Raw genomic sequence first — 22,792 nt, forward strand, 5'->3', positions numbered from 1 at the left:
ATCAATAACAAAACAGCATTATGGAAACAAAGACCATTGTAAGAGTGAACAACGTGGACATCATTGCCACCAGTGACGAACAGATGATTGCCATACGCCCCATTTGCGAAGCGTTGGGGATTGACGCAGACAGCCAAAGAAAGCGTATCGAACGGGACGAAATCCTTAATCCAACTGCGGTCATGATGACCGTGGTTGCCGCCGACGGGAAAGACCGGGAAATGTACTGCATCCCATACAAATACGTCTTCGGCTGGCTGTTCAGCATCGACACATCGAGGGTGAACGAGGAAGCGCGCCCCGCCGTGCTGCGCTATAAGGAAGAATGCTACGAAGCCCTTTACCGCCACTTTGCCGAGCCGCAGACCTTCCTTGCCGAAAAGCAGAAGGTGATTGAGCGGAAGGTGGAGGAATACAAGGAAGGCCAGCGCCGCTTCAAGGACGCGCAGAAGCTGATGAACGAAGCCAAGGCGGAACTGAACCAGGTGATGAAGGTAACCATTGAGGAATGGCGTGCCAACAACCGGCAGCTCATCCTGCCCTTTCATTCCGATGAAGAAGAATAAAAATCCACCCAAACCCTTTGCACATTCAAAAATTATCACTATATTTGCAACGTCTAACATAAACTACATACTCACAAATGCAGGACGAAGAGCTTGCATCGGAAGTGCAGGCATTTTTTATGTCCGCAACGATTATAGTATAACCTTATACAGGTATCCGTGTACCCCCGTGTGGCGTGTTAATGCACCCACAGCATTTGTGAGTGAATGTGTTAGACAGCGGGACAGGCACGGATACCTTTTTTATTTATACGTATGTTACAGTATCACTCACTTTCCAACGCTGAACTGTCTATCTGCCACGGAACGTCCGCCCACGAAACGGGCATCGGATCCTTCACGCTTACCGGAAATCCTTACACCGACTTCGCACGCCTGGGCATGGACCTGCAGGGCTGCCACGTCCGCTACCGCCGCACGCCCAACGCGCAGGGGCACACCCTTACCGGCACGTTCAACATCTGCGGCACGTGCTACACCATGGGAGCCGACTCGTATGCGCAGCTGGTGGAGCGCGTGCACGCCAAATGGCTGGAGAAGCAGGCGTACCGCCGCCGCTGCCGTGCCGAGAAGCGGATGCGCAACACCCTCGCCTTCATCGCCCGGCATCCCGACGCTACCGTATTGCCCGCCTACCTCTCGTAACGGGCGCAACCTCTTACTATTGTTTTCCCCCCAAACGGCTTTCCACGGAGATCCGCCCGGGACGGGTACACCCTGAACCGAACGAATTACCAACACCGGATAAGCAATCATTAAAACAATAAAGACATGAAAAAAGAACAGATTAAAGAAGCAGCAGAAAAGCATTCCGAACAATGGCTTGACAATTCGGACGAATATTTCCGCAGCCACCACAGAGACGTTTACGAGTATGGATTCACAGACGGTGTGTACTGGCTGGCCGACCGCTTGTGCCGGCTCCCATGGAATGAAATACTGAAAGAACTGCATGAGTATTGTGTGGAAGAACAAGAAAAACAACAATCAAACAACGCATAGTATGGAAACAAAAACAATCAAAACACAACAGCGGGGCTTTGCCTGCATCGCCTCCCCCGATGAACGATATCGCATCTGGATTCCGCGCCCCACGCCGACAGGCATCCTGGTGTGCACCTGCGGATTTGCCCTGAGCGGGCACATGGACTTTGTGGATGCCGTAGACCGCCTGTTCTACGTGCGTGTAGACCGTGCGCAGACCATCGACGACGACCTGAGCAACCTCTACCTCACTTGCCTGCAAGCCCCCATGGGCTGCATGGAACAGCTGCTGGTAGACTTGCCCGAACTGATGGAGGAACACTTGGGCAATGAATAATTAACAATTAATAATTAATAATTGGATGATGAAGTATGAATTGGAAATCGAGACGGGGCTGCTGCAGGCGCTCATCGATGAATGCCGTGCCGGGCGGCTGCCCGTACACATCCAGCGGGGCGTGCCTTACGATGATGCGAACGGCACCATGCTGGAGACCGTCATCATCGAATGTCCGGACACGGATTTCGACTTCAACGCGGTGATGAGCCGCGTCATCAACCGACACTATAACTTAAAAGACACGGAACAATGAAAAAAGACAAGAACACGAAACAACAACGCGTCAGGGTGCTGCAGACCGGAGAGCTGGGCACCGTGACCGACCAGGTATTGATGAAACGCGGCAACAAGCCGATGGTGTACAAACAGGTAAGGCTCGACAGCAAGCCCCACCTCGACCGCTGGTACTGGGCAGACCAGCTGGGAGCTGTAAGGGAGACGTGCCGCATCACGCTAACGGGCGGCAACGGGACGGAATTGTATATCAATGTGACGCATGACTACGAAAAATACGGCAGCTACGAGTTCGAAGCTTTTGTCAAGCCTGCCAACCTGAAGGAGCACGACCGCCACGGGCTGCCGTTCCTGCTTACAGGCGCATTGCTGAAGGGATTGGGCGTCGGGCAGGAAGGTGTGGAGACTTCCGTCGATGTGCGTCCTGCCATATCCGAAAAGAATTGACCACCTTTGCGGCCTGCCGACAGACCGACGACCGCAACCACTTACAGCTATACCTATGATAGACGATAGAACCATCGAACAAATCCTCGACCGTGCCGACCTGGTGGACATCATCGGGCAATGCGTCGAGCTGAAGAAGCGCGGTGCGGCATATTGGGCTTGCTGCCCGCTGCACCACGAAAAGACACCCTCGTTTTGCGTCAACCCCGCACGCGGCACGTGGCACTGCTTCGGCTGCGGCAAAGGGGGCAACGCTATCGGATTCCTCATGGAGCACGAAGCCATGAATTTCCCCGAAGCCGTGCAGACGCTGGGCAAACGCTACGGCATCGAAGTGGAAGAACGGAAGCTGACTCCCGAACAGGAGCGCGAGCAGGCGAAACGCGAGAGCATGTTTGCCATCAACGAACGCTGTGCCGAACATTTCCGCCAGAACATGCTCCTGCCCGAACACAAGGCAGCCATGGACTACATCGTGAGCCGCTGGGGCAAGGAATACGTAGAAGAGACCGGCATCGGCTATGCCCCCGACACGTGGGACGACCTGCTCCGCTTTGCGCGCTCGGCAGGCCTGTCTGCCGACCTGATGAAAGAAATGGGGCTGCTGAAGACGAACGAGAAGGGAGCGGTGTACGACGGCTACCGCGGGCGTGCCGTTATCCCGATACGCGACCGCTTCCGCCGCATCATCGGCTTCACCGCCCGCGACATGACCGGGGCGAAAGACACAGCCAAGTATCTCAACCCGCCCGAAAACGACATCTACCATAAACGCGCCTCCATCTTCGGCATCGACCTTGCCGTGCGTCAGGCAGCCAAGGAGGGGAAGTTCTACCTGGTAGAGGGTGCGCCCGACGCCATGCAGCTGCAGCGCATCCGTGTGAACAACGCGGTGGCTCCGCTGGGAGGGGCGTGGACGGGCGAGCAGCTGGAGCAACTGAAGCGGTATGCCCCGCGCGTGTGTTTCCTTCCGGACGCCGACCCTCCCAACCTGGAGCGGGGCGAGAAGACGGGCGCGGGCACCCGCAACGCCCTGAAGAACGGCGAGCTGGCGATGCGCTGCGGGCTTTCCGTGTCGGTGAAGGAAATCCCCCTGGGCGAAGACCGGAGCAAGCAGGATCCCGACAGCTACTGCACCACCCGCCAGAAATTCGACGGGCTGAAGGAAGAGGACTTCATCACCTGGTTTGCCCGCTACACGTTTCAGGAAGTGGAGACCACCGAAGACCGCGGCGAGGCGGTGAACCGTGTCTGCGCCCTGCTGGCACTGGTAGACGACGAGGTGAAGGAAGGCATGTACGTCAAGGAGCTGCTTTCCGTTTATCCGGACAAACCCGCATGGACATCGGCTTTGCGGCGAGCGAAGAAACTGGACAAGGCGAAAAAGGTCATCGATGCCAGCAAGAAAATCGACCGCGAGAGCTACGAGCAGTACGGCTTCTACGAGAACCACAACTGCTACTACGCGCAGGGCGACAAGGGCATGATACAGTGGAGCAACTTCACCATGCGCCCGATGTTCCACATCAAGGACAGCCTGCTGCCCAAACGCCTGTACCGCATCAAGAACGAGCGCGGGCAGGAGGAAATCATCGAGATGAAACAGGAAGACCTTGTGTCGCTTGCCAAGTTCAAGATGCGCGTGGAAGGGCTGGGCAACTATATATGGATGGTGACCGAAAAAGAGCTGACCCGCCTGAAGAGCTACCTCTACGAGCAGACCGAGACCGCCGTCGAGGTGACCCAGCTGGGCTGGCAGCGGCAAGGCTTCTTCGCCTTCGGCAACGGATGCTATGACGGCGAGTGGCACGCCGCCGACGAATACGGCATCGTCCGCCTGAAGGCGGGCAACTTCTACCTGCCCGGATGCAGCGTGATATACCGCGACGATGCCAAGCTCTTCCAGTTCGAACGGCGTTTCGTCTATACCAATTACAACAACGTGTCGCTCCGCAGCTTTGCGGACAAGCTCATCACCGTGTTCGGCGACAATGCCAAGGTAGGACTGTGCTTCCTGATGGCGGCACTGTTCCGCGACCTCATAGCCGGCCAGACCAAGAGCTTCCCCATCCTGAACCTGTTCGGCCCGAAGGGCAGCGGCAAGAGCGAGCTGGGACATTCGCTCATGTCGTTCTTCATCATCAAGAACACGCCTCCCAACATACAGAACGCCACCATTGCGGCGCTGGGCGATGCCGTGGCGCAATGCGCGAACGCCCTGGTGCACATCGACGAGTACAAGAACAGCATCGACCTCGACAAGCGCGAGTTCCTGAAAGGCTTGTGGGACGGCACCGGCAGGAGCCGGATGAACATGGACCGCGACAAGAAGCGCGAGATAACCTCAGTAGACTGCGGCGTCATCCTCTCCGGGCAGGAGATGCCGACCATCGACATCGCCCTTTTCAGCCGGCTGGTTTACCTCACGTTTACCAAAACCGAATTCTCGACGCAGGAGAAACGGGCATTCGACGAACTGAAGAGCCTGCGCGACCTCGGCCTGTCACACCTCACGCTGCAGCTGCTTTCCCACCGCGCACGGATGGAGGCAGGCTTCCCGGACAATTACCGCAGCTGCATGGAAGACCTGAACGAACGTCTGAAGGGCGAAACCGTAGAAGACCGCATCCAGCGCAACTGGGTAATCCCATTGGCGGCTTTCCGCACGCTGGAAGCAGCCATCGACTTGCCTTTCTCTTATAACGAACTGCTCCGGATATGCACGGAGGGCATCCTGCGCCAGAACCGCGAGACAAAGAGCAACAACGAGCTGGCGAACTTCTGGAACGTGGTGAGCTACCTGCAGCAAGACGGCGAGATATTCCTGGAGTCCGACTTCCGCATCGACTACCTCGACCGGTTGAAGACGAACAAAAGCCGTGAAATCCAATACAAGACCCCGCACCCTGTATTGAGGATGCGCACCGACCGCATCTTCCCCTTGTATAAGAAATACAGCAAGCAGGTAGGCGACAGCGCGCTGCCTACCGAATCGCTCAACTTCTATCTGGAGAACAGCCACGAGTATTTAGGCGTCCAGAACAGCGTGCGGTTCAAAGTCATACAGAAAGGCATCGAGGTGGTCAAAGAGATAGAGACAGGAGGAACGAAACGGTATTACAAGCAAAGCACCACCAAACAAGCCCTTTGTTTCGACTATGCCGCCCTGATGGAGGCATACAACATCAACCTGAACATCGAGACCCTAAACGGTTCCGAAGATGCGGACAACGGCGATGTTCCGTTCTAAGCATCTGTCTATCATAGCTATAACGGAGTGCCCTGGCATGCGAATGTCGGGGTTTCTTTTTGCCTTTTTGCGCTCTCCCGGATGGGGCAAAAAATGCTTCTACACTTTCTACAACTTCTACAATGCTATATATCAGCACATTAAGCCCTAAAAAGAGCTTCTACAAGCTTCTACAAAATTCTACAAAACCCGGCTTTTGCCCGATTCTTCTACAAATCGTCTACAATGCAGACGGTTTTTTGTCTCCCTTTTTTACTTGACTGACAAGCATGCTATTGATTATCAGTAATATACGTATTTGTAGAAAATGTAGAAGTTGTAGAAGCGGAAATATGCCCTCACGGGAAGCGGATAATCGTTTGTCCGCACCTCCATTCTTCACTCTTCATTCTTCATTCTTCACGTATTATTTTGTATATTTGCAACATAATCAAAACCTTAACGCATGAAACCTCAAGTTATCATAGAACTTCTGCCACATTTACACGACTACCTGTATCACGAGTTCGGCACGCCGCGTAGCGAAGAAGCCATAACCGTTACCGCCGCAAACGACCTGGGCAAGCTTATCCAGTCGATGATTACCGTGAGCGACCGCCCGCCCAAACAGGCAATCAAGGAGCATCCCGTCACGCTTGTCTTGCCGGTACAGGAGTGGAACCACTTCATCTTTCAGGAGAACTTCATCTACATCCCCGAATGGAAGCAGCGGATGCTGCGCGAGTACATCGAAGCATCCTACCGCATCCGTATCCGCGAATACTTCATTGCCGGCTACGAAAAGGGCTACAAGCAGGACCGCATCATCCGCGCCTTCCTCTACGCCTACAACATCAAGAACAACGCCATCAACTACGATGCGGTGAAGAAGTACGACTACCGCAACCGCCAGCGCATGGTGAAGGAGGTAGACAGGGATATCCAGCTTTCGTTATTCCCTTAACACTGTTTAACCTATTAAATTCTAAGTGAAAACCGCCGAAACTCGTATTTTAACTCTTAAACTTTAAGTAAAAATGAACCGAAACGACAAACGCGCGTCCGTCTGCGGGCTGGCGTTCCTTCCGCTGAGCCAAGCCACGGTGCGCAACTTTCCGGGCAGTCCGGACATCGGAGTGCGGGGCACCTTCACGCCGGTACCTGTTTCGTCAGCCGAATACGGCGAGACCGGAGAAGCGGGTTATCCCATAGAACAAGAACTCGAAGCCGTAGTAACCGACACAAGTTCGGCGGAATTGAACGGACTCCGCACCCTTTTCGCCGAAGCCGGGCTGGTGCTGCTCGACTTCACCAACGGCGAGCGACGGGTGGTGGGGAGCGATGAGTTCCCGGTACAGGTCAACACCGAACTGAGCGGCACTCCTGCAACACTTTCACTCACTTTCAAGCGCAACAGCCCCGAGCCAGCCAAGGTTTATTCGTCCTTTTAAGGGGTTGATACCGTTGTACCTTTGTATCCGGTTATTAATAGGTATTAGTTTTCAAAGGTGTAACAATGGTTTTCTCATTTCTATACAGTGCGGTGTGCCGGGGCAAGTGGTTCATCTCCTTCCGCGAGGCGGAAGCCAACTTGCTCCTGGTGCAGCGGCTGTTGTCGCGCGACGCTTCGCTGGCAGACGGCAAGCCGCTGTCTGAAAGCCAGCCCGTTCCGGTGATGCTGGAGCACGAAGGGCGGCTGATGAAGCGTGGCAATTCGTTTTCCGATGCGCCCGAGGGCAGCACGGCAGTCATCCCCCTGCGCGGCACCATGCTGAAATACGGCACGATGTGCAGCTACGGCACAACCGAAATCGCCTCCGTCATCCGTGAGGCGGCAGCATCCAAAAACATTTCCTCTATCGTTCTCGACATCGATTCGGGCGGCGGCAGCGTGGATGCCATCGCCCCGCTGGCAGATGCCATCCGCCAGGCGCAGTCGGCGCGTAAGGCGGTGGTGGCTAGCTGCAGCCTGTGCGCTTCCGCCGCCTACTACGTGGCAAGCTACTGCAACGAGATACTGGCAGACAACGACATCGATGCCGAATTCGGGAGCATCGGCGTGATGATGAGTTTTGCCGACTATGCCAAGTATTACGAGAACGAGGGCATCAAGGTGCATACCATCTACAGCAACCTGTCGGATTACAAGAACGCCCCGTTCGAGGCGGCAAAGAAGGGCGAGTATGCCAAGATACGCGACGAAGAGCTTGACCCGCTGGCGCGCGACTTCCAAGAGAACGTGAAGCGCAACCGGGGTGCACGCTTGAAGGCGGACACCGAAGGCGTGCTGCGTGGGCGCATGTTCTACGCCCGTGATGCCGTCGGCACGGGGCTGGCAGATGCGGTAGGAACGCTGGCGCAGGCTGCCGAACGGAGCCGCGAGCTGTCGGCGCAGATGTGCATCGACGACTATATGGGAGCCAATTATTAATTGTTAATTATTAATTCTTAATTGAATAAAAGCTATGTTTGGAAAAGTAATGAGTGTGGTTCTCGCCTTTCTGGGCATCTCGGCTTTCGCCAAGGACAAGAACGGCAAGTCCGTTCTGCTGTCGGTGCAAGAAGAGCAGCTGAAGCAGAAGTACGGCGAGAAGTTTGTCGAGTCGTTCAAGAAAGACTTGGCGGAGTTTGAGAAAGACGGTGCGGCAGCCGAAAGTGCCGTGACCGGCGAAGTGCAGGCACAGCTGGAAGACGAACGCGAGAGCAACGTCCGCCTGATGGATCGCATCAAGGCACTCCAGGAATCCGAAAAGCAGATGAAAGCCCTTCTCGAAGAGCGGGACAAGACCATCGAACGCCTGAGTAAAGAGCCTGCAGCCGATGCCGGCGAACAGGTGACGGGAGATAATGATAAAGGTATGGCAAAGAAATTCAAGCCCGACATGAGCCTGGCGCACAACCAGTGGCTCGATGCGGCATTCAAGGGGGCTGCCTACAGCGGCAACACCACCATCGACACCACCGAGCTTCAGAAAGAGTTCGGCAAGTACGTAAGCAGCGAACGCCTGCAGATCATCAAGGACCTGATGGGCACTACCGAATCCATCCGCTACATGAGCACCATCATGACGGACAAGACCGAGGTGCGTGCACAGCAGGCGGCCATCGACAGCGTGCTGCAACAGTTCGTGCCCTACTGGACACCCAAGTCGAAGAGCACCTTCACGCCGCTCACCATCCGCAACTACAAGTGCAAGATCAACGTACCAGTCAAACCGTCCGACATCATGGAGGACATCCTGGGCTACCTCTACGACGAGAACCTCGACCCGCAAGACATGCCCATCGTGCGCTACATCCTCTACCAGCTCATCTTCCCCAAACTGGACGAAGAGCGTGAGCAGGCTTTGGCTGTAGGCGTATATAAGGAGAACTCCGCCAGTCAGGACGGAGGCGCGGCAAGCGATGCCCTCGACTGCATGGACGGCTACGTGACCCAGCTGAAGGCACTCAAGACGGCATCGAACAAGAAGGTGACGTGGCTGCTCGACGGCGAAACCTTGAGCACGGACGGTGAAGCCTTGTTGGAACAGATAGACAAGGCGGTAGACCAGGTGAAGCCCCTCTACCGCAAGAAGTCGATGTTCGTGCACGCAGACCCGGATCTGGTCATCCGATACAGCCGTGCCTACCGCGAGAAATACCCGTGGCTGAAGAACCAGGACGGCGAAAAAGTGAAGATTGATTTCACCAACTTCACCTTCGCCCCGCTCGAAGGCATGCGCGGTACCGGCGTGTTCTTCATCACTCCGAAGGAGAACTTCAAACACCTGATGTCGAAGGACCCGCAACGCACCAGCATCCGCATGGAGACCAACCACTACAACGTGGACATCATGGCGGAATGGTGGGAGGCCTGCGGTTTCTGGCTCGCCGAAGCCATCTTCGCCTACATCCCGCCCGAAGAGGAAGAAGAACCGGAATCTTCGCAGGGAGGCGGCGTATAAACAATGGACAATGGACAATTGCGATGCCGCATGGTTCATTGTCAATTCTTCATTCTTAATTATTAATTCTTCATTATTATGGCAGACGAATACGCATTCATATCTGTGCCCCGCAAGAGCAACAATGCCGGACGGGCTACAGGCAAAAAAGGATACATCGTGCTCTTCCGCTGGGACGACGTGGCAACCTTTACCAAAGACGCGAAGGGCGTGCGCGTGACCGCCTTCTCCTTCGCCGAGAGCAAGAAACCCATTGCCGTGTACACCACGCAGAGCACCATCAACATCTACGACACCGCAGAGGGAGACCCCGATGCACGCGGATTTATCCACCACGTGGACTTCGAGCATCCGGGTTCGGAAGTCGAGTTCAAAGAGTTCCTCAACAACAACGTCAACGAAAACCTCGGTGCGATAGTCATCAACTGCGCGGGCGAAGACTGCAAGATTGCCGGAACGCCCTGCACCCCGCTGAGCATCAGCACCGCCGAAGGGCAGGACAACAACGAGGCGAACAAGACCACCATCAACATGGCTTCCACCCTGCGGGGAGACACGCTGGGCGTGATTGCCAAGTCGCTCATCCCTGTGACCGACGATGAAGATATCAACACCATTCTCGGACTGACCGGTACAGGGTCGTCACACGGAGGAGGAGTATGACGGACAAGATGAAACCTGTAGAGAACCCTGCACCCCTGCCAGCCGCACCGGTGCAGGATGCCGACAATAAGAAGACCGCCGGGACCGCATGCGTCTCGGTGGCCATTCCGTATTGCAAGGAATATGCGCAGGGCAACGAGCTACTCTTCGCCTTGCGCTCGTGGTACCAGAACGCGCGCTTTCCCTTCCGCATCGTCATTATCGGTGATGCCGAAGAATGGATGGACGGCGAGAACCTGACCCTCATCGAGTGCCCCCGCTGCTCGGACATCCCCAGCGTGGACACCCTGCACAAGCTGTGGACGGCACAGGAGAGCCCGGAAGTGACCGGCGGCTTCATCTGGACCAACGACGACATCTACCTGATGAACCCCGTCGGGCTGGAGCACATCCGTATTCCCAAGGTACTGGGACCGCTCCGCCCCGAATCCTACAGCGGGCACTACCGCGCCGCGATGCGCCACACGATGGAACTGCTCGCCGAATCGGGCTTGCCTGCGCTGAACTACGGCACCCATACGCCCCTATGGTTTGAGAAGGAACGGCTGGCGGCGTTCCTGCCTGCCGATGACCCCAAAGCCACGGAAGGCACGCTCTTCACCTCGCTTTACTTCAACCAGTGCAACACGGTGCACCCCGTCCGTCTGGACTGGAAGACCGATCCCTTCCTGCTGCCGGTGGTAAGCAAGGCGCCCGATGAGAAGTACGTGGAGCGGCTGTTACAGAACAAGGTGTTCATGAACAATGCCCGCAGCGGTTACAGCCCGTGGCTGGAGAAGTTCCTGGAGAAACGCTTTCCCGACAAGTCGCCCTGCGAGCTATGAAGAGCGGATGCCGGAGAAAAGAGCCTGAGCTTCCGCGACGAGTTCCCGTTTCTCGACAAGCCCGGATGCCCCATGGAGCTGGAAGCCCTTGCCAGCCGCAAGTTCACCAAGTACCGGGCTTACGTCCGCCTGCATCAGAAGCTGCGCGGATGTGCCGGACTGGCGGAATGCGCCGAGACGGCAGGCGAGCTGGTAGACAACTACATCGACAACCGCCTTATCTGGCAAGAGCTAACGTGGTACCAAGAACACGGCTCATTGTTGGGCAAGCATCCCGCCTTCGCCGAGTTCCGCCGCCGCAAAAAGCTGGTGAACATGCCGGTCAAGAAGCTGATGACACGGCTGCGGCAGGTGGAGATGAACATCTGGCGCGTGAAAAGCGAACTGGCAAAGGGTGACAAGCCCCACCTCGACGCCGTGCGCCGCGAACGGCTGGCAGGCTACGAGAAAGAACGGGCAGACATCCTGAGATTATTAGAGTAATAAAAGAAACGCAGATTGACACAGATTCACGCAGATTAAAATCTTTATCCGCGAAAATCTGCGTCAGTCTGCGTTTTAAATAAAACCAATCACCATGAATTCAGAAGTGACCGGATACGACCGCTGGCATGACAGTCCCGAATGGATGTCGCGCATCGACATTGACGAATACGAACGTCTTGCCGGCATCGGCTATCGCCCCGAACAGATTGCCATGTACTACAAGATACCGCAGAAAGACTTCCTGTGGTACTTCCACCTCATAGGCAGTCCGCTGAAGTACCACTACGACCGGGGGCAGCTGCTCCAGCAGGCAAAAGAGGGGCTGTCAATGTCTGCCGCCGCACAGACCGGTGAGAACGTGACACAGGCACAGCGGTTTGACAAGTTCCGCAAATCGATAGGTTATAAAAACAGCATCAACAAGATATTCTTTGATGATATAGGCTGACTTTAATTCTTCCTTTCTAAGTATGTTCGAAAAATCCCACTACGAAACCCTACAAGACTACCTTGCCAGCGGCTGCACCCTGGAGCTGACCGCCGAAGAACTGGACTACTACAATGCCCTTTACGCCTTGGTGGGCATCCATCGCAAGTACGGCAAGGACAACGCCATAGCCTTCCTGATGCACAAGCCGTTCTGCGTGGAGCGTGGCAGGGCACGGCAGATGTACGCCGAAGCCCTCAACCTGTTCTACCTGAACGACACGGTGGAAAACGACGCCTACCGAAGCATCCTCTTCGACAACCTGCAGAAGGCAGCCCTCGCCGTGCTGCAGAACGCCACCTCGGCAAAAGACATGGAGGTGTACGGCAACCTGCTGGTGCAGGCCGCCAAGGTGAAGCAGCTCGACAAGCCCGACCCCGTAAAACTGAAGCAGGTGGACGAGAAGCCTATCAAGTGGTACGACCTCAGCCCCGAATCGGTAGGGCTTCCGGCGGCAAACCGCCAGAACCTGGCACGGCAGATCGACCAGATGCAGGACCTGCCCGAAGGCGAGAAGGTGCGCCTGCGCCGGGATGCCAACATAGAAGACATTAACTTTGAAGAAATGCTCGATGACACGCAAGAGAAAACTAAAGATTACGAATGACGTAGAGGTGCGCTATGCCAACTGGATGGCACAGCTCATCGCCGTGATGCAGCCCTGGAGCCTGTACTGGATTGCCGGGCGTGCCAGTGCCAAGACGGTGCAGGTATTGGCGGAACGGGTGCAGGAGGTGGCGCACGACTGCCCCGGAGCACCCTTCGCATGGGTGGCGGACACCTACAGCGACCTGCACAAGAACGTCATCCCCTCGCTCATCGACGGGCTTTCGCTGCTGGGATGGATGCCCGACGTGCACTTCGTCATCAACCGCGAGCCGCCACGGGAATGGAAGCAGCGCATGTACAACGTCTGCACCGACTGGCGCAACACCATGGTGTTCTATACCGGGTTCAACTTCACCTTCATCTCGCTCGACCGTGCAGCCATCGGCGCGGGACGCTCCTACGTGGGCGTGTTCGGCGACGAGGTGAAGTATTTCCCCGAAGAGAAGTTCACCAACCTGCTGAAGGCGGTGCGCGGATTCCGGGTGAAGTACGGCGACTCGGTGTGGTACCGCAGCCGCACGCTCACCACCGACATGCCCAACCCCAACCACCTGGGCGAGTACGACTGGATATTGAAGCTCGCCCGGCAGAACGACAAGCAGCGCATCCTGCTCGCCCTCCGTGCCGGCTTCGTCTACAACGACACCAAGCGCGAATACCTGTCACGGCTTCAGGAATACAACAGCCTGAAGGCGGACGCGCGCACCGAACCTGCCGTGCGCCCCGCCCTGGCGGATGCCGAACGCCAGATGATGCTGGCACGGCGCACCATGGAGCGGTGGGAACGGCGGTGGGTGAAGACCCGCCGCGGGGTGTCGTTCTTCTTCATCTCGTCCTCGTATGTCAACGTCGACATCCTGGGTGAGGACTGGTTCAACGACGAGTTTGCCGAAGGGCTGGAGGGCGCGGCGTGCAACATCCTCTCGGTCATCCCCAAGCTCGAAGCCTCGCAGATGTTCTACTGCAACCTGTCGATGAAGAACTTCTATGCCGACGGTTTCCTGAACGAGGTCATCGAGCAGCACCCCTTCGGCTGGGAGCAGGACTGCACCGTGCTGCGCTACCTCGACCCGGGGCGTCCGCTGGAGGCAGGCATGGACGCCGGCAACATGCTCAGCATGGTGTTCGGGCAGCAGGCGGGACGCGTGATGCGCATCCTCAAGGAGCTGTACACCCTGCCCCCGCAGAACGTGCGCGACCTTGCCGACAAGTTCCTCGCCTACTTCAAGCCCCACCGCCGCAAGCTGCTCAAGCTCTACTACGACCGCTCGATGAACAACTACAAGCGTGTCAGCACCGACATGGCAAGCCAGATAAAGAAAGCCATCGAGACCGACAGCGAAGGGAGGCGCACGGGCTGGACGGTGCAGCTCATGAGCCTGGGTCAAGGCAATATCTCCAGCAACCTCGAGTACCGGTTCTTCATGGACCTTCTGCCGGGCAACCTCGCCCGCCAGCTCTACACCCTGCTCATCGACCAGCACAACTGCCCCAACCTGAAGAGCGAGATGGAGGTGACCCGCACCAAGGCGAAGGTGAACGAGCGCGACAACACCACGCAGATAGTCAAGGAGAAGACCGGCGACAAGCTGCCCGTACACCGCCTGCCCCGTGAGAGCACCAACCTGACCGACGCGCTGAAGTACTTCGTTCTGCGCCCCGAAGTGGTGCGTATGTGGCAGAGCCGCAGCAAGGTGAGCGGGGCAGCCTACTTGTAATAGCACAGCTTTCTTTCCATGTTTGTGTGCAGCCCGACTGTCCGTGATGGATGGTCGGGCTTTATTTGTTCCCTAACGGAGATGCGACGCAAGGTGGGACGGCTTGCTCCAGCTGGTGGGCTTCGCATTATTTGTAACGATATTTCGTCATATTTCCGAACTGGGAGAAGGCTTGCAATCGCAATCCCCCGACGGCGCGGCTCGGACTTCGGAGATGCTTGTTGCCGCTTTTAAAGCGACAACAGAAGGTTTTCTTTCTGATATTCATCGGTTTCTTGCTTCCCGTTGTGCCGTTTTGCCCGGAAAACCGCCCTGTTCCGCAGGCGCACTCCGCCTGGCAGACGGGGAGGAAGCGCGGAATGCCGCCGCACGCAGCGCGCTGATCAGCCCGATACATAGCGGTACATCCGCAGTTTCACCGCTATGAAACTGCCTTCGCAGCGCGCTGCGTTTCTGCCCGTAAGGGCATAAAAAAAGCCCGTCCCCATAAAGGGACGAGCCTCTTTCCGGTTGTCATCAATTGCCTACGCGCCCGTCTGCGTTTGTGCTTTCCGTTTTGCCGCTTCCAGGTCTACCGTCGCCTCGCCCGCCTTTTCGGCTTTCAGCGTGGCGGCTTGGGCGGCACGGCTGCTCACGGGGTTGAACGTGGCTTGCGAGGCGAGGTTCTCAAAGTCGGCTCCCGGCGTGAAACGGATGTTCACCGCCTTGATGTTCTGGGCGGTGAAGGCTTCCAGCGTTTCCGCGCCCTCCGACGAGAGCGTAATCCAGAAGTCGCCCAGGTCGCCCAGCTGCACCTTCTTTCCTTCGAGGAGCATCTCCACGAGGCATTCGCACATGTCCGAGATGACACCCTTCACGGTGCCGCGCGAGTACACGCCGTTGTGGTTCGCGATGTGGCGCACGAACTTGTTGAACGTCATCAATTCACTCATCTGGGGTTTTGCATACGCCTTTTCGGGCGCCGACTCGCTGGCAGGGTTCGCCTGCAGGCATACAGAATAGTTGATCATAGATTGTAAGGTTTTAAAGGTTGCGCCGCAGCACCATTGCTCCGGCCGGGTGCAAAGGTAAGGCTAAGGGGCGGAATCCGTACACCGGCGTGCGCTCATTCCGCTGCACGGCGCGTGCAGTCGGCGGCGAAGCGTTTCAGCAGGGCGTACACCTTGCGCTCGGAGATGCGGTATTTCACGGCAAGCACGGTCACGGCGTAGGTCACCTTCTCGCCTCGCCGGCGCATGGACGTATATTCGATGTAAAGGTCGATGTATTTGCAGTCGTCCGCCTTTACGCCGGCGGCAACGAGCTTGGCGATGAGTTCGCGGTTGAACTCCAGTATTTCGAAAAGAGTCATAAAATGGATAGGTACGGGAACTTTCGTTTCCTCCCGTGGCAGGCAAAGATAGCATAAAGTTTTGGAACAGAAAGGAAAAACGGACGGAATTTGCATGTCTGATTGATTATTCTTATATTTGCCATGCCGAATAAAAAACAAAGACATGTCCCCCTTGCTACAGTGTAACCCGTGAAGCCGGGTTCAGGTTCGTGTTTATCCTGTCGGCGCACTGTGGCGAGGGGGACGCCCTTTTTTAGCAATTATGGGAAAGTTACCACCAAAGATACCGATTACTCCGCCGCGCCCGCAACCGAAGCCTGTTCCGGGCACAACAAGTTATCCGACTAAAGGAAAAGAAGGATGAGATAAGACAGCATGGCGGCGCAAATGCCGCAGAGAATGGACCGGAGCGACCGCCCGAACAGTCGGACACGGCGATTGTTCGTCTGCTCTTGCCAGCGAATGGAATATTCCAGTTGGTTAAGCTCGTCCCGCAAAACAAGGCGCATCTGTATGTCATCGCTTGCCGATTCTCCGTCCTCCGTAAACGATTGGGCATATTCGTTGGGCTGGGAATCCTTGACCGTATTTCCCAATGGCATATAGTCGCGGGGCATAACCACTTTCATCATCCAGAACGTGGATAAGGCTGTACCGGCAAGTAGGAACCATACGGGCACCGTTCGCCACGCTAAATCCGGATGAGTGAATACGTAAGCGCAAAGCAAGGTGAGCAGGGTGGCATAAATGGCAAGGGTCTTGTAAGCCCTCTCAGTGGTGTCGTTTGCCTGTTTCTGATAGTCGGCAAGACGCTTTTGGGCATTGTCGTAGAACAGCTTCAATACGTCCAGCGACAAGTAAAAAGCTGTCTCGGTAGTCACTTTGTAGATTGGGAGGACGAACGGTTTCATAAGACAGTATGGTTTTTATTTTGTATCTGTTTCTCCGTTGGAGATGTATCTATACAGTGTGTCCGCACGGCGTACGGTTTCGTTTATGTCACGGCTAAGTAGGCCGCTGCGGATCTTCCGCAGGCTGAAACTTTCGCTGCGCAAGGCATCACGGTCTTTGAACAGGCAAAACACATAAGCGAAAAAGAACAGCAGGACTGCCAGTATGGCTATCCCAGCCAACAGATAACAGAACCATGCCGGCGCACTAAAACGGAATGCGGCCAACAGGGTGGCAAGTATAATTCCCAGCAGCCACGTAAGCGGCTTGAGGATAGTGGAACGAGAGCCGCTGGCATCCGAATGTGATAATAATGCTTTGATAATACTCATTCTCTTTTGTTTTCCGCAAATTTACGCATTTTTCTCTTTGCCGTTCCAAAAACTATTCCTATATTTGCAGTGCCAAACTTTTATATGATATTCATATCCGCAGGGCATCCGGTTAGATGCTCAATACGAAATTGGGCTTTTTTTATGTCCATCGGTTTGCTCGCCTCATTCGTGAGGTGCCCAAATCTATATACGAAACTTACGGCTGTCTTTTCCCTACATATTATGCTCTTCGGAGAATAACATATGAGAGTTTGGCGACTTTACGGGAAACAGGCAGCCGTTCGTGTATCCATACGTAAACTTGCCTGTACACAGCCAAACTCTCATATGTTTATGAAAAAAGAAATGATTCTCGGCACGAAGAGCATGCCGACCGCCCGTGTATCCGTGGGCAAAAGATTCCGTGAACTCATCAACCGGGCGCTTCCGTCCGAATGTCAAATCCAGACAGCGCAAGACGCATGGTACGTGGGCGCCATCGGCGCGCTCTGCGTCACCTTCGTGTTTCCGCCAGCCGTGGCGGCAGCGGCTTATTGCGTGTACCGTGCAAAACGGGAAGGAGGTGAGCGATGAAAACAATCGTTATCTGCGGAAAGGCAGGAACCGGAAAGACCCGTCTATGGAGAAAGCTTTGTTCCGAAAGCAACTTCGAAGCACCCTCCTCTATTCTTTATTATACACCCTCCAGACCTTGTGACTATGCGGTAGTAGAGGAAGCCGGACGTTACAGCATAGGGACGCTGGAAGAATTTCACAAGAAAGCGGCATCATCTGGGTACGTGAAAACGGTAATATACATCTTCCAGAAGATGCCTGCCGATGTGTCTTGGCTCGGACGATTCCTGAAAATCGGACTTGAAGAGGAAGGAGGCGCGCGATGAAAAAGAAGAAATTCGGCGACATTAACCACAACAACGAAGAGATGTACGTGTATTGCGAGATGAAAGCAACCGGAAACGCCGTGAGCGATTACATCTATTATCTGTATTGCGGCGGCGAAAGCGTACTGATGGACAAAGAACTGGATGCCGATGACGTGCGCCGCCTGATAAGCTGCCTTACCGCCGCACTGAAAGCCACCGGCGAATGGAAAGAGGAAGGAGGCGCGCAATGAATGACGCACGCGAAGAATGCTCCGAACTGCATTATTACATCAACGGGCTGGAGAACCTGACGCAGTTCCTGCAGGTGGTAGAAGAGATCTCCGCCGAAACCGGCATGAGCGACTGGGTGATGACCCACCGCGGCATCCGCATGGCGTACTGCTGGCAGGATGCCAAGGCGGTCATCAAAGGAGCGATGAGCGAAGAGACGTACATCGGGCGCAACCGGCTGCCGGAAGTAGGTTGAGTCCCTCGGCGATAGCTTCTTCTTTTATTGTACCCGGCTGTTCTTCACGGACACCCGGGTATATTCTTCTAAATAGTATAAAATAATACACCATTCCTTTGCAGATGATATAATATTTTATATCTTTGCAGTACACTCAATAACCGATGAATGAAAAAATATAAAGTCAGAGAAGTAATCAGGATGCTGGAAGCCGACGGATGGGTCAAGATAAAAAGCGGAGGGGGTGACCACCGGCAATTCAAACACCCGGACAAGCCGGGTAAGGTGACGGTAAGGGGACACGAAAGCGAGGTCTTGAGCCAATTCCTGCTAAACAGCATTTGGAAACAGGCGGGGTGGAAATGACCTGCCCCTTTCTCTTAATATAAATAATAGCAGGAGGATAGATAATATGGAAAAGATTCACGTAAAAGTAGATTGGTGCGAAAAGAATTATGCCGCAGTGACTGAATGTGAGGTCCTGAACGGATTAGTAACCGTAACCAACAAAACGTATGAGGGGCTGATGAAGGATTTGGCAGAAGCCGTGCGGTTTCATGTAGAGGGCTGCACGGAAGACGGTGATGCCATGCCGGAATGGCTTGCCGCAGGAGATTACGAGTTTGATGTCGAGCTGGGAACCTCTGCCCTGCTGCGCAAATGCGAACAATTCACCTCGCTTGCCGCTATCTCGCGGGCATCGGGCATCAGCCAGCAACAGCTTTCACACTATGCAAACGGTTTGCGAGAGCCTCGCCAAGAGCAACGCCGCCGCATCGTTGAAGGCATTCACCGCATCGGAAAAGAATGTCTGGCAATAATGTAGTTTTATTGACACACAGCTGCACCTCAGAGCCGGTGCAGTATGGAGGCTTCCCCGGGGGAAGCCTTTTTTTGTGTCCTTTCCGCCGTACCGCTGTCTGTTTACTTTTGCCGAAAAAACAAGCTATGGGAGCAAATGCAGAACGAATGGCAGGGTATTACCGGCGCAACCGGCGGAAGAAACGGGGCGAAGGGTATCCCATCGAACTCTACGTGGAAGGGGATACAGGCATCACGCAGCAGTGGGAACGGCAGCAAGACAAGGAAGCCGTAGCCCGCTTCAACAGCAACGTGCGCCGCTGGGGAGACACGGTGAACGCAGCCTTGCGGAGCAGCATAAGCCATTGGATAACGGAAGACACCCGCCTGTCCGCCTCGCTCGTGCAGAACTACCGCCACTGGGGAAAGGCTCCGCAGGCGGGGCAGGAAATCACCAGCATCGGGTTCGGGTTCGAGGAGGCGGGCTTGTACGTCCATCTGGGCGTAGGGCGCGGATACAACCGCGAAGGAGGTACGGTGGTGGTGACCAAGAAGCACAACCGCGACAAGATGGAGCGCAGTCCCAAGCCGTGGTTCGACCCTGTCGTCGAACAGCATATTCCTGCGTTGCAGAAAATCGTGCAGGACTATTGCGGCACGCTTTTCATCAACACCACCCGCATCCTGATAAACCGTTAACTTCTTAACTTCTTAACTCCTTAACTCATGAACAATGAAACATATCGGAAAATTCTCATTCGTAGACACCGCCGCCGGGCAGTATGCCATCCACATGGACTGGAGCGGCGCCATGAGCCAGTTTTTCGACCTTGGCGGCGAGAACTGGGACGGCGACCCCGTCAGCGTGGCGGGCGAACGGGTGGTGCCCTGGGGCAAAGACAACAACCTGCCCAACGCCATCCGCAACCTGCTAGAGCGCAACAACCTGGGCCCGGGCATCCTCGACCGCAAGACGGGGCTGCTGTACGGGCAGGGACCGGCACTCTACCGCATCGCCATAGAGAACAACGAGCGCGTCCAGCGATGGGTGGAAGACGCGGAGATACAAGACTGGCTGGAGTCGTGGGACTACCGTGCCTTTGTGCGTGCCGCCCTGGTAGAATATACCCACCTGAACGGCGTGTTCGTCAAGTACCGCATGGGGCGCGGCGTGCGCATCGGCCGCCCGTGGGTGGCGGGGCTGGACTGCCTGCACTCGCAGGAATGCCGGCTGGTATGGCCGGCAAACGACAGCCGGAGGCTGGAAGACGTGACCCACGTGCTGACCGGTGACTTCGACGCGTTCCGCAGTCGCACGTTCCGCCGCTATCCCGTGTTCGACAAATGGAACCCCTCGCGCCACGAGACCGCCATCCGCTACCACTCGATGCGTTCGTTCGGGCGCAACCTGTACGCCATTTCCTGCTTCTACGGCTCGGTGCCCTGGCTGGAGAACGCCAACGACCTGCCCCGCATCATCAGCCACCTGAACGAGAACATGATTGCGGCGGCATACATCGTGCACGCCCCGGGTGAGTATTGGAATGAGAAAAAAGACCTGGTGAGGGAACTGCATCCCGACTGGACCGAAGAGCAGGTGCAGCGCGAGATGTCGAAGCTGAAAGACGAACTGACGCAGACCATTGCCGACGTGATGGCAGGAAAGGCGAACGCGGGCAAGTTCTTTTCGTGTGTGGACTTCACCGACCCGCAAGGCAACCTGCAGAGCTGGAAGATAGAGCCTATCGAGATGAACATCGACAAGTACATCGACGCGCAGGCGAAGATAAGCCGTATCGCCGACAGCTCGACTACCAGCGGCTTCGGGCTATCTCCTGCCCTTGCCAACATCATCATCGACGGCAAGAGCGACAGCGGCAGCCAGATGCTCTATGCCCTGAAGATATTCTACGGTGCCGACACGCAGATAGCCGAAGACATCGCCCTCGAAGCCGTAAACGACGCCATCCGAATCAACTTCCCGGACAAAAAAGGCATCTTCCTCGGGCTGTACCGCAAGGTCATCAACAAAGAAGACAACGTGAGCGCAGGCGACCGGGCTTCGAACCAGGTATAAGGTTTATTCATCACGGAGGGATAATGTGGAATTCAAGTAAATTGTAAATACTCAAATGGCAAATGAATTAAGTTTCCCCGACTGCTGGGAAGAGGTGACACCCGAAGAGTGGGTGTACCTCCTGAAGTTAAGGCACGCACTGAGGGTACGGCGGGGTGTATCGCTGCAGGATATCCGCCGTGCGTGGTGTGCCTTTGTGCTGAAGCGGCGCGGCTACAGGTTCCGCCGCAAGCACGAGACAGACGACATGAACCTGGTGGACAGGCTGGCAGGCACGCTGGGCTGGATGTGGGTGGTGGACGACGAAGAAGGCTGCGTTGCCATGGACTTCCGCACCACGAAGAACCTGCTGCCGGAGTGGCAAGGGCTGCGCGGTCCGGCAAGCCACGGTGCCGACCTCACTTTCGGCGAGTTCCGCTGCGCCACTGCCGCCATGAACCTGTACACCACCGACCATTACGAGAGCGACCTGCTTGCCCTCACCGCCACCCTGTACCGCACACCCGGTACCGGCGGACGGCGCATCCCCTTCTGCCGGGACAACATGCCCGGCTATATGCGCGATGCCGTGAAGATGCCCGGCTGGATGCAGTGGGGCGTATACGTGTGGTTCGCTTATTTCTGCGAATACCTGCAGACAGGCAGCTTCGTCGTCGACGGACACGAAGTGACCTTTGCCCCCGTATTCAGCCGTCGTGAGCCGGATGCACCCCGTTCGTCCGCACAAGACCTGGGGCTGAACAGCATCCTCTATACCGTGGCAGAGAGCGGCGTGTTCGGCACGGCAGACGATACCGACCGCACACCGCTGCTCCGTGTCCTCCTCAAACTGCTCGACGACAAGCAGCGGGCAGACGAAATGATGAAGCGGATGAAGAGATGAAAAAAATCCCCGCAGCGGCTCGACTGCGGGGACGGATGTTCAAACAAGATTGTTCTTAACCGAGTTTCAACGATGTCTGGTTCAGCATCGCTCCAATGTCATCCAGTGCATGCCTGAATGTTTGGAGTTCACTTTCGGTAAAATGAGCCTTTTTCCCGTTCACGACATAACCGTTAATGCGTTGGTATAACCAGTTACGGCTTTTGCCAAAGTATTTCTTTGCAATGTAGCTGAGCGATATGGCTTCCGGCAGCTCGCCGAGCTTATCCCGTAGGATAGCTTCGTCTGCCCGGTTGATAAAATCGTTGCAGGCATCCACTGTCGCTTGGAATCCGGCTTCAGCCTTTTCCCTGTAAAGTGCTTTCTCTTCATCAGACATACGTGCGTAGTTGGCTTCCATTTCTTTTTTGAAAGCATCCCTTTCCTCCTGGGTGCGCAAGGTCTTAAAACGTTCGAACGCTGCTTTCATTTCCGGAGTAGGCAGGCAATTATCCCAATTTATCATATTTTTGTAGTTTTAAGCCCTCCCAGTGAAGGGAGGGCGGT

General features: G+C 55.7%; 32 protein-coding genes. 26 read left to right on the plus strand and 6 right to left on the minus strand.

The window, feature by feature from the left end; genetic code table 11:
• Positions 1-20: 20 nt before the first annotated feature.
• The 9 genes from B5F71_RS04610 (at position 21) to B5F71_RS04650 (ending at position 7,251) form a co-directional block, all read left to right on the plus strand.
• On the plus strand, positions 21-566 hold the full coding sequence (locus tag B5F71_RS04610) for a phage antirepressor N-terminal domain-containing protein (protein WP_087208030.1): 546 nt from the start codon (positions 21-23) through the stop codon (positions 564-566).
• A gap of 255 nt (positions 567-821) precedes the next feature.
• Positions 822-1,211 (plus strand): hypothetical protein, encoded by a 390-nt coding sequence (locus B5F71_RS04615; protein ID WP_087208032.1) that lies wholly within the window; start codon positions 822-824, stop codon positions 1,209-1,211.
• Positions 1,212-1,337: 126 nt separating this feature from the next.
• Positions 1,338-1,568, plus strand: a complete 231-nt coding sequence (locus B5F71_RS04620) for a hypothetical protein (RefSeq protein ID WP_087208035.1) — start codon at positions 1,338-1,340, stop codon at positions 1,566-1,568.
• Position 1,569: 1 nt separating this feature from the next.
• The gene (locus B5F71_RS04625; RefSeq protein WP_087208038.1) at positions 1,570-1,887 is read left to right on the plus strand and encodes a hypothetical protein; all 318 of its coding nucleotides are present in this window, start codon (positions 1,570-1,572) and stop codon (positions 1,885-1,887) included.
• A 25-nt stretch (positions 1,888-1,912) separates the two neighbouring features.
• Positions 1,913-2,143, plus strand: coding sequence for a hypothetical protein (locus B5F71_RS04630; protein WP_087208040.1), 231 nt, complete (start codon positions 1,913-1,915; stop codon positions 2,141-2,143).
• Positions 2,140-2,571 carry a hypothetical protein gene (locus B5F71_RS04635; RefSeq protein WP_087208042.1) on the plus strand — a complete coding sequence of 144 codons (432 nt, stop codon included), beginning with the start codon at positions 2,140-2,142 and terminating at the stop codon, positions 2,569-2,571. The genes B5F71_RS04630 and B5F71_RS04635 overlap by 4 nt, the downstream gene beginning before the upstream one ends.
• 55 nt (positions 2,572-2,626) lie before the next feature.
• Complete coding sequence (gene dnaG / locus B5F71_RS04640; RefSeq protein WP_087208045.1) at positions 2,627-5,821, plus strand: DNA primase; 3,195 nt, start codon at positions 2,627-2,629, stop codon at positions 5,819-5,821.
• Positions 5,822-6,266: 445 nt separating this feature from the next.
• Positions 6,267-6,764, plus strand: coding sequence for a transcriptional regulator (locus B5F71_RS04645; protein WP_087208048.1), 498 nt, complete (start codon positions 6,267-6,269; stop codon positions 6,762-6,764).
• Positions 6,765-6,903: 139 nt separating this feature from the next.
• Positions 6,904-7,251, plus strand: a complete 348-nt coding sequence (locus tag B5F71_RS04650; protein WP_143269846.1) for a hypothetical protein — start codon at positions 6,904-6,906, stop codon at positions 7,249-7,251.
• 34 nt (positions 7,252-7,285) lie between these two features.
• Here the strand turns inward: B5F71_RS04650 and B5F71_RS20945 are convergent, their stop codons facing one another.
• On the minus strand, positions 7,286-7,570 hold the full coding sequence (locus B5F71_RS20945; protein ID WP_241148553.1) for a hypothetical protein: 285 nt from the start codon (positions 7,568-7,570) through the stop codon (positions 7,286-7,288).
• 16 nt (positions 7,571-7,586) lie between these two features.
• On the opposite strand from B5F71_RS20945, the gene B5F71_RS20950 reads away from it, so the two are divergent.
• From B5F71_RS20950 to B5F71_RS04690, 8 genes are all read left to right on the plus strand, one after another.
• Positions 7,587-8,231, plus strand: coding sequence for a S49 family peptidase (locus tag B5F71_RS20950; protein WP_262483243.1), 645 nt, complete (start codon positions 7,587-7,589; stop codon positions 8,229-8,231).
• 34 nt (positions 8,232-8,265) lie between these two features.
• On the plus strand, positions 8,266-9,747 hold the full coding sequence (locus B5F71_RS04660; protein ID WP_087208054.1) for a hypothetical protein: 1,482 nt from the start codon (positions 8,266-8,268) through the stop codon (positions 9,745-9,747).
• A 78-nt stretch (positions 9,748-9,825) separates the two neighbouring features.
• Complete coding sequence (locus B5F71_RS04665; protein ID WP_087208056.1) at positions 9,826-10,410, plus strand: hypothetical protein; 585 nt, start codon at positions 9,826-9,828, stop codon at positions 10,408-10,410.
• A complete protein-coding gene (locus tag B5F71_RS04670) occupies positions 10,407-11,234 on the plus strand; it encodes a hypothetical protein (protein ID WP_087208058.1) in 828 nt (275 codons plus the stop codon). The genes B5F71_RS04665 and B5F71_RS04670 overlap by 4 nt, the downstream gene beginning before the upstream one ends.
• A 72-nt stretch (positions 11,235-11,306) precedes the next feature.
• The gene (locus B5F71_RS04675; protein WP_087208060.1) at positions 11,307-11,717 is read left to right on the plus strand and encodes a hypothetical protein; all 411 of its coding nucleotides are present in this window, start codon (positions 11,307-11,309) and stop codon (positions 11,715-11,717) included.
• Positions 11,718-11,811: 94 nt separating this feature from the next.
• Positions 11,812-12,168: a hypothetical protein gene (locus tag B5F71_RS04680; protein WP_087208062.1), complete on the plus strand. Its 357-nt coding sequence runs from the start codon at positions 11,812-11,814 to the stop codon at positions 12,166-12,168.
• Positions 12,169-12,190: 22 nt separating this feature from the next.
• On the plus strand, positions 12,191-12,814 hold the full coding sequence (locus B5F71_RS04685) for a hypothetical protein (RefSeq protein ID WP_087208064.1): 624 nt from the start codon (positions 12,191-12,193) through the stop codon (positions 12,812-12,814).
• Positions 12,780-14,534 carry a hypothetical protein gene (locus B5F71_RS04690; protein ID WP_087208066.1) on the plus strand — a complete coding sequence of 585 codons (1,755 nt, stop codon included), beginning with the start codon at positions 12,780-12,782 and terminating at the stop codon, positions 14,532-14,534. The genes B5F71_RS04685 and B5F71_RS04690 overlap by 35 nt, the downstream gene beginning before the upstream one ends.
• A gap of 524 nt (positions 14,535-15,058) precedes the next feature.
• Here B5F71_RS04690 and B5F71_RS04695 read toward each other — a convergent pair.
• From B5F71_RS04695 to B5F71_RS04710, 4 genes are all read right to left on the minus strand, one after another.
• Positions 15,059-15,544, minus strand: a complete 486-nt coding sequence (locus B5F71_RS04695; protein ID WP_087208068.1) for an HU family DNA-binding protein — start codon at positions 15,542-15,544, stop codon at positions 15,059-15,061.
• Between the two features lie 95 nt (positions 15,545-15,639).
• Positions 15,640-15,885, minus strand: a complete 246-nt coding sequence (locus B5F71_RS04700; protein ID WP_087208070.1) for a hypothetical protein — start codon at positions 15,883-15,885, stop codon at positions 15,640-15,642.
• A 326-nt stretch (positions 15,886-16,211) separates the two neighbouring features.
• Complete coding sequence (locus tag B5F71_RS04705; protein WP_087208072.1) at positions 16,212-16,778, minus strand: hypothetical protein; 567 nt, start codon at positions 16,776-16,778, stop codon at positions 16,212-16,214.
• 15 nt (positions 16,779-16,793) lie between these two features.
• Entirely contained in the window at positions 16,794-17,150 is a 357-nt protein-coding gene (locus tag B5F71_RS04710) for a hypothetical protein (protein WP_087208074.1), read from the minus strand.
• 246 nt (positions 17,151-17,396) lie between these two features.
• Between B5F71_RS04710 and B5F71_RS04715 the strand changes: the two genes are divergently transcribed.
• From B5F71_RS04715 to B5F71_RS20955, 9 genes are all read left to right on the plus strand, one after another.
• On the plus strand, positions 17,397-17,726 hold the full coding sequence (locus B5F71_RS04715; protein ID WP_143269847.1) for a hypothetical protein: 330 nt from the start codon (positions 17,397-17,399) through the stop codon (positions 17,724-17,726).
• Entirely contained in the window at positions 17,723-18,034 is a 312-nt protein-coding gene (locus B5F71_RS04720) for a hypothetical protein (RefSeq protein WP_087208077.1), read from the plus strand. Before B5F71_RS04715 ends, B5F71_RS04720 begins: the two co-directional genes overlap by 4 nt.
• On the plus strand, positions 18,031-18,267 hold the full coding sequence (locus B5F71_RS04725; protein WP_087208079.1) for a hypothetical protein: 237 nt from the start codon (positions 18,031-18,033) through the stop codon (positions 18,265-18,267). The genes B5F71_RS04720 and B5F71_RS04725 overlap by 4 nt, the downstream gene beginning before the upstream one ends.
• Complete coding sequence (locus B5F71_RS04730; RefSeq protein ID WP_143269848.1) at positions 18,240-18,503, plus strand: hypothetical protein; 264 nt, start codon at positions 18,240-18,242, stop codon at positions 18,501-18,503. The genes B5F71_RS04725 and B5F71_RS04730 overlap by 28 nt, the downstream gene beginning before the upstream one ends.
• A gap of 150 nt (positions 18,504-18,653) precedes the next feature.
• Complete coding sequence (locus B5F71_RS04735) at positions 18,654-18,851, plus strand: type II toxin-antitoxin system HicA family toxin (protein ID WP_087208082.1); 198 nt, start codon at positions 18,654-18,656, stop codon at positions 18,849-18,851.
• A gap of 46 nt (positions 18,852-18,897) precedes the next feature.
• Positions 18,898-19,311: a CopG family transcriptional regulator gene (locus tag B5F71_RS04740; RefSeq protein ID WP_087208084.1), complete on the plus strand. Its 414-nt coding sequence runs from the start codon at positions 18,898-18,900 to the stop codon at positions 19,309-19,311.
• A gap of 122 nt (positions 19,312-19,433) precedes the next feature.
• Positions 19,434-19,985, plus strand: a complete 552-nt coding sequence (locus B5F71_RS04745; RefSeq protein ID WP_087208086.1) for a hypothetical protein — start codon at positions 19,434-19,436, stop codon at positions 19,983-19,985.
• A 349-nt stretch (positions 19,986-20,334) separates the two neighbouring features.
• Complete coding sequence (locus tag B5F71_RS04750) at positions 20,335-21,363, plus strand: hypothetical protein (protein ID WP_241148555.1); 1,029 nt, start codon at positions 20,335-20,337, stop codon at positions 21,361-21,363.
• Between the two features lie 433 nt (positions 21,364-21,796).
• Positions 21,797-22,246, plus strand: coding sequence for a hypothetical protein (locus tag B5F71_RS20955; protein WP_241148556.1), 450 nt, complete (start codon positions 21,797-21,799; stop codon positions 22,244-22,246).
• 55 nt (positions 22,247-22,301) lie between these two features.
• Here the strand turns inward: B5F71_RS20955 and B5F71_RS04760 are convergent, their stop codons facing one another.
• Positions 22,302-22,751: a DUF5053 domain-containing protein gene (locus tag B5F71_RS04760; protein WP_087208092.1), complete on the minus strand. Its 450-nt coding sequence runs from the start codon at positions 22,749-22,751 to the stop codon at positions 22,302-22,304.
• Positions 22,752-22,792 lie beyond the last annotated feature (41 nt).

Source organism: Bacteroides sp. An269 (genome assembly GCF_002159755.1).
GTDB classification, from domain to species: Bacteria; Bacteroidota; Bacteroidia; order Bacteroidales; family Bacteroidaceae; genus Phocaeicola; species Phocaeicola intestinalis.

What these genes read in the sequence shown, in the direction of transcription:
- B5F71_RS04700 (WP_087208070.1), bottom strand. Translation starts at nt 15,885, where the DNA reads ATGACTCTTTTCGAAATACTGGAGTTCAACCGCGAACTCATCGCCAAG.
- B5F71_RS04670 (WP_087208058.1), top strand. Translation starts at nt 10,407, where the DNA reads ATGACGGACAAGATGAAACCTGTAGAGAACCCTGCACCCCTGCCAGCC.
- B5F71_RS04610 (WP_087208030.1), top strand. Translation starts at nt 21, where the DNA reads ATGGAAACAAAGACCATTGTAAGAGTGAACAACGTGGACATCATTGCC.
- B5F71_RS04730 (WP_143269848.1), top strand. Translation starts at nt 18,240, where the DNA reads ATGGAAAGAGGAAGGAGGCGCGCAATGAATGACGCACGCGAAGAATGC.
- B5F71_RS04705 (WP_087208072.1), bottom strand. Translation starts at nt 16,778, where the DNA reads ATGAAACCGTTCGTCCTCCCAATCTACAAAGTGACTACCGAGACAGCT.
- B5F71_RS04760 (WP_087208092.1), bottom strand. Translation starts at nt 22,751, where the DNA reads ATGATAAATTGGGATAATTGCCTGCCTACTCCGGAAATGAAAGCAGCG.
- B5F71_RS04675 (WP_087208060.1), top strand. Translation starts at nt 11,307, where the DNA reads ATGGAGCTGGAAGCCCTTGCCAGCCGCAAGTTCACCAAGTACCGGGCT.
- B5F71_RS04635 (WP_087208042.1), top strand. Translation starts at nt 2,140, where the DNA reads ATGAAAAAAGACAAGAACACGAAACAACAACGCGTCAGGGTGCTGCAG.
- B5F71_RS04615 (WP_087208032.1), top strand. Translation starts at nt 822, where the DNA reads ATGTTACAGTATCACTCACTTTCCAACGCTGAACTGTCTATCTGCCAC.
- B5F71_RS04630 (WP_087208040.1), top strand. Translation starts at nt 1,913, where the DNA reads ATGATGAAGTATGAATTGGAAATCGAGACGGGGCTGCTGCAGGCGCTC.
- B5F71_RS04660 (WP_087208054.1), top strand. Translation starts at nt 8,266, where the DNA reads ATGTTTGGAAAAGTAATGAGTGTGGTTCTCGCCTTTCTGGGCATCTCG.
- B5F71_RS04620 (WP_087208035.1), top strand. Translation starts at nt 1,338, where the DNA reads ATGAAAAAAGAACAGATTAAAGAAGCAGCAGAAAAGCATTCCGAACAA.
- B5F71_RS20945 (WP_241148553.1), bottom strand. Translation starts at nt 7,570, where the DNA reads ATGGTGCCGCGCAGGGGGATGACTGCCGTGCTGCCCTCGGGCGCATCG.
- B5F71_RS04625 (WP_087208038.1), top strand. Translation starts at nt 1,570, where the DNA reads ATGGAAACAAAAACAATCAAAACACAACAGCGGGGCTTTGCCTGCATC.
- B5F71_RS20955 (WP_241148556.1), top strand. Translation starts at nt 21,797, where the DNA reads ATGAACCTGTACACCACCGACCATTACGAGAGCGACCTGCTTGCCCTC.
- B5F71_RS04685 (WP_087208064.1), top strand. Translation starts at nt 12,191, where the DNA reads ATGTTCGAAAAATCCCACTACGAAACCCTACAAGACTACCTTGCCAGC.
- B5F71_RS04680 (WP_087208062.1), top strand. Translation starts at nt 11,812, where the DNA reads ATGAATTCAGAAGTGACCGGATACGACCGCTGGCATGACAGTCCCGAA.
- B5F71_RS04645 (WP_087208048.1), top strand. Translation starts at nt 6,267, where the DNA reads ATGAAACCTCAAGTTATCATAGAACTTCTGCCACATTTACACGACTAC.
- B5F71_RS04695 (WP_087208068.1), bottom strand. Translation starts at nt 15,544, where the DNA reads ATGATCAACTATTCTGTATGCCTGCAGGCGAACCCTGCCAGCGAGTCG.
- B5F71_RS04745 (WP_087208086.1), top strand. Translation starts at nt 19,434, where the DNA reads ATGGGAGCAAATGCAGAACGAATGGCAGGGTATTACCGGCGCAACCGG.
- B5F71_RS04735 (WP_087208082.1), top strand. Translation starts at nt 18,654, where the DNA reads ATGAAAAAATATAAAGTCAGAGAAGTAATCAGGATGCTGGAAGCCGAC.
- dnaG (WP_087208045.1), top strand. Translation starts at nt 2,627, where the DNA reads ATGATAGACGATAGAACCATCGAACAAATCCTCGACCGTGCCGACCTG.
- B5F71_RS20950 (WP_262483243.1), top strand. Translation starts at nt 7,587, where the DNA reads ATGTGCAGCTACGGCACAACCGAAATCGCCTCCGTCATCCGTGAGGCG.
- B5F71_RS04715 (WP_143269847.1), top strand. Translation starts at nt 17,397, where the DNA reads ATGAGAGTTTGGCGACTTTACGGGAAACAGGCAGCCGTTCGTGTATCC.
- B5F71_RS04710 (WP_087208074.1), bottom strand. Translation starts at nt 17,150, where the DNA reads ATGAGTATTATCAAAGCATTATTATCACATTCGGATGCCAGCGGCTCT.
- B5F71_RS04725 (WP_087208079.1), top strand. Translation starts at nt 18,031, where the DNA reads ATGAAAAAGAAGAAATTCGGCGACATTAACCACAACAACGAAGAGATG.
- B5F71_RS04740 (WP_087208084.1), top strand. Translation starts at nt 18,898, where the DNA reads ATGGAAAAGATTCACGTAAAAGTAGATTGGTGCGAAAAGAATTATGCC.
- B5F71_RS04665 (WP_087208056.1), top strand. Translation starts at nt 9,826, where the DNA reads ATGGCAGACGAATACGCATTCATATCTGTGCCCCGCAAGAGCAACAAT.
- B5F71_RS04690 (WP_087208066.1), top strand. Translation starts at nt 12,780, where the DNA reads ATGACACGCAAGAGAAAACTAAAGATTACGAATGACGTAGAGGTGCGC.
- B5F71_RS04720 (WP_087208077.1), top strand. Translation starts at nt 17,723, where the DNA reads ATGAAAACAATCGTTATCTGCGGAAAGGCAGGAACCGGAAAGACCCGT.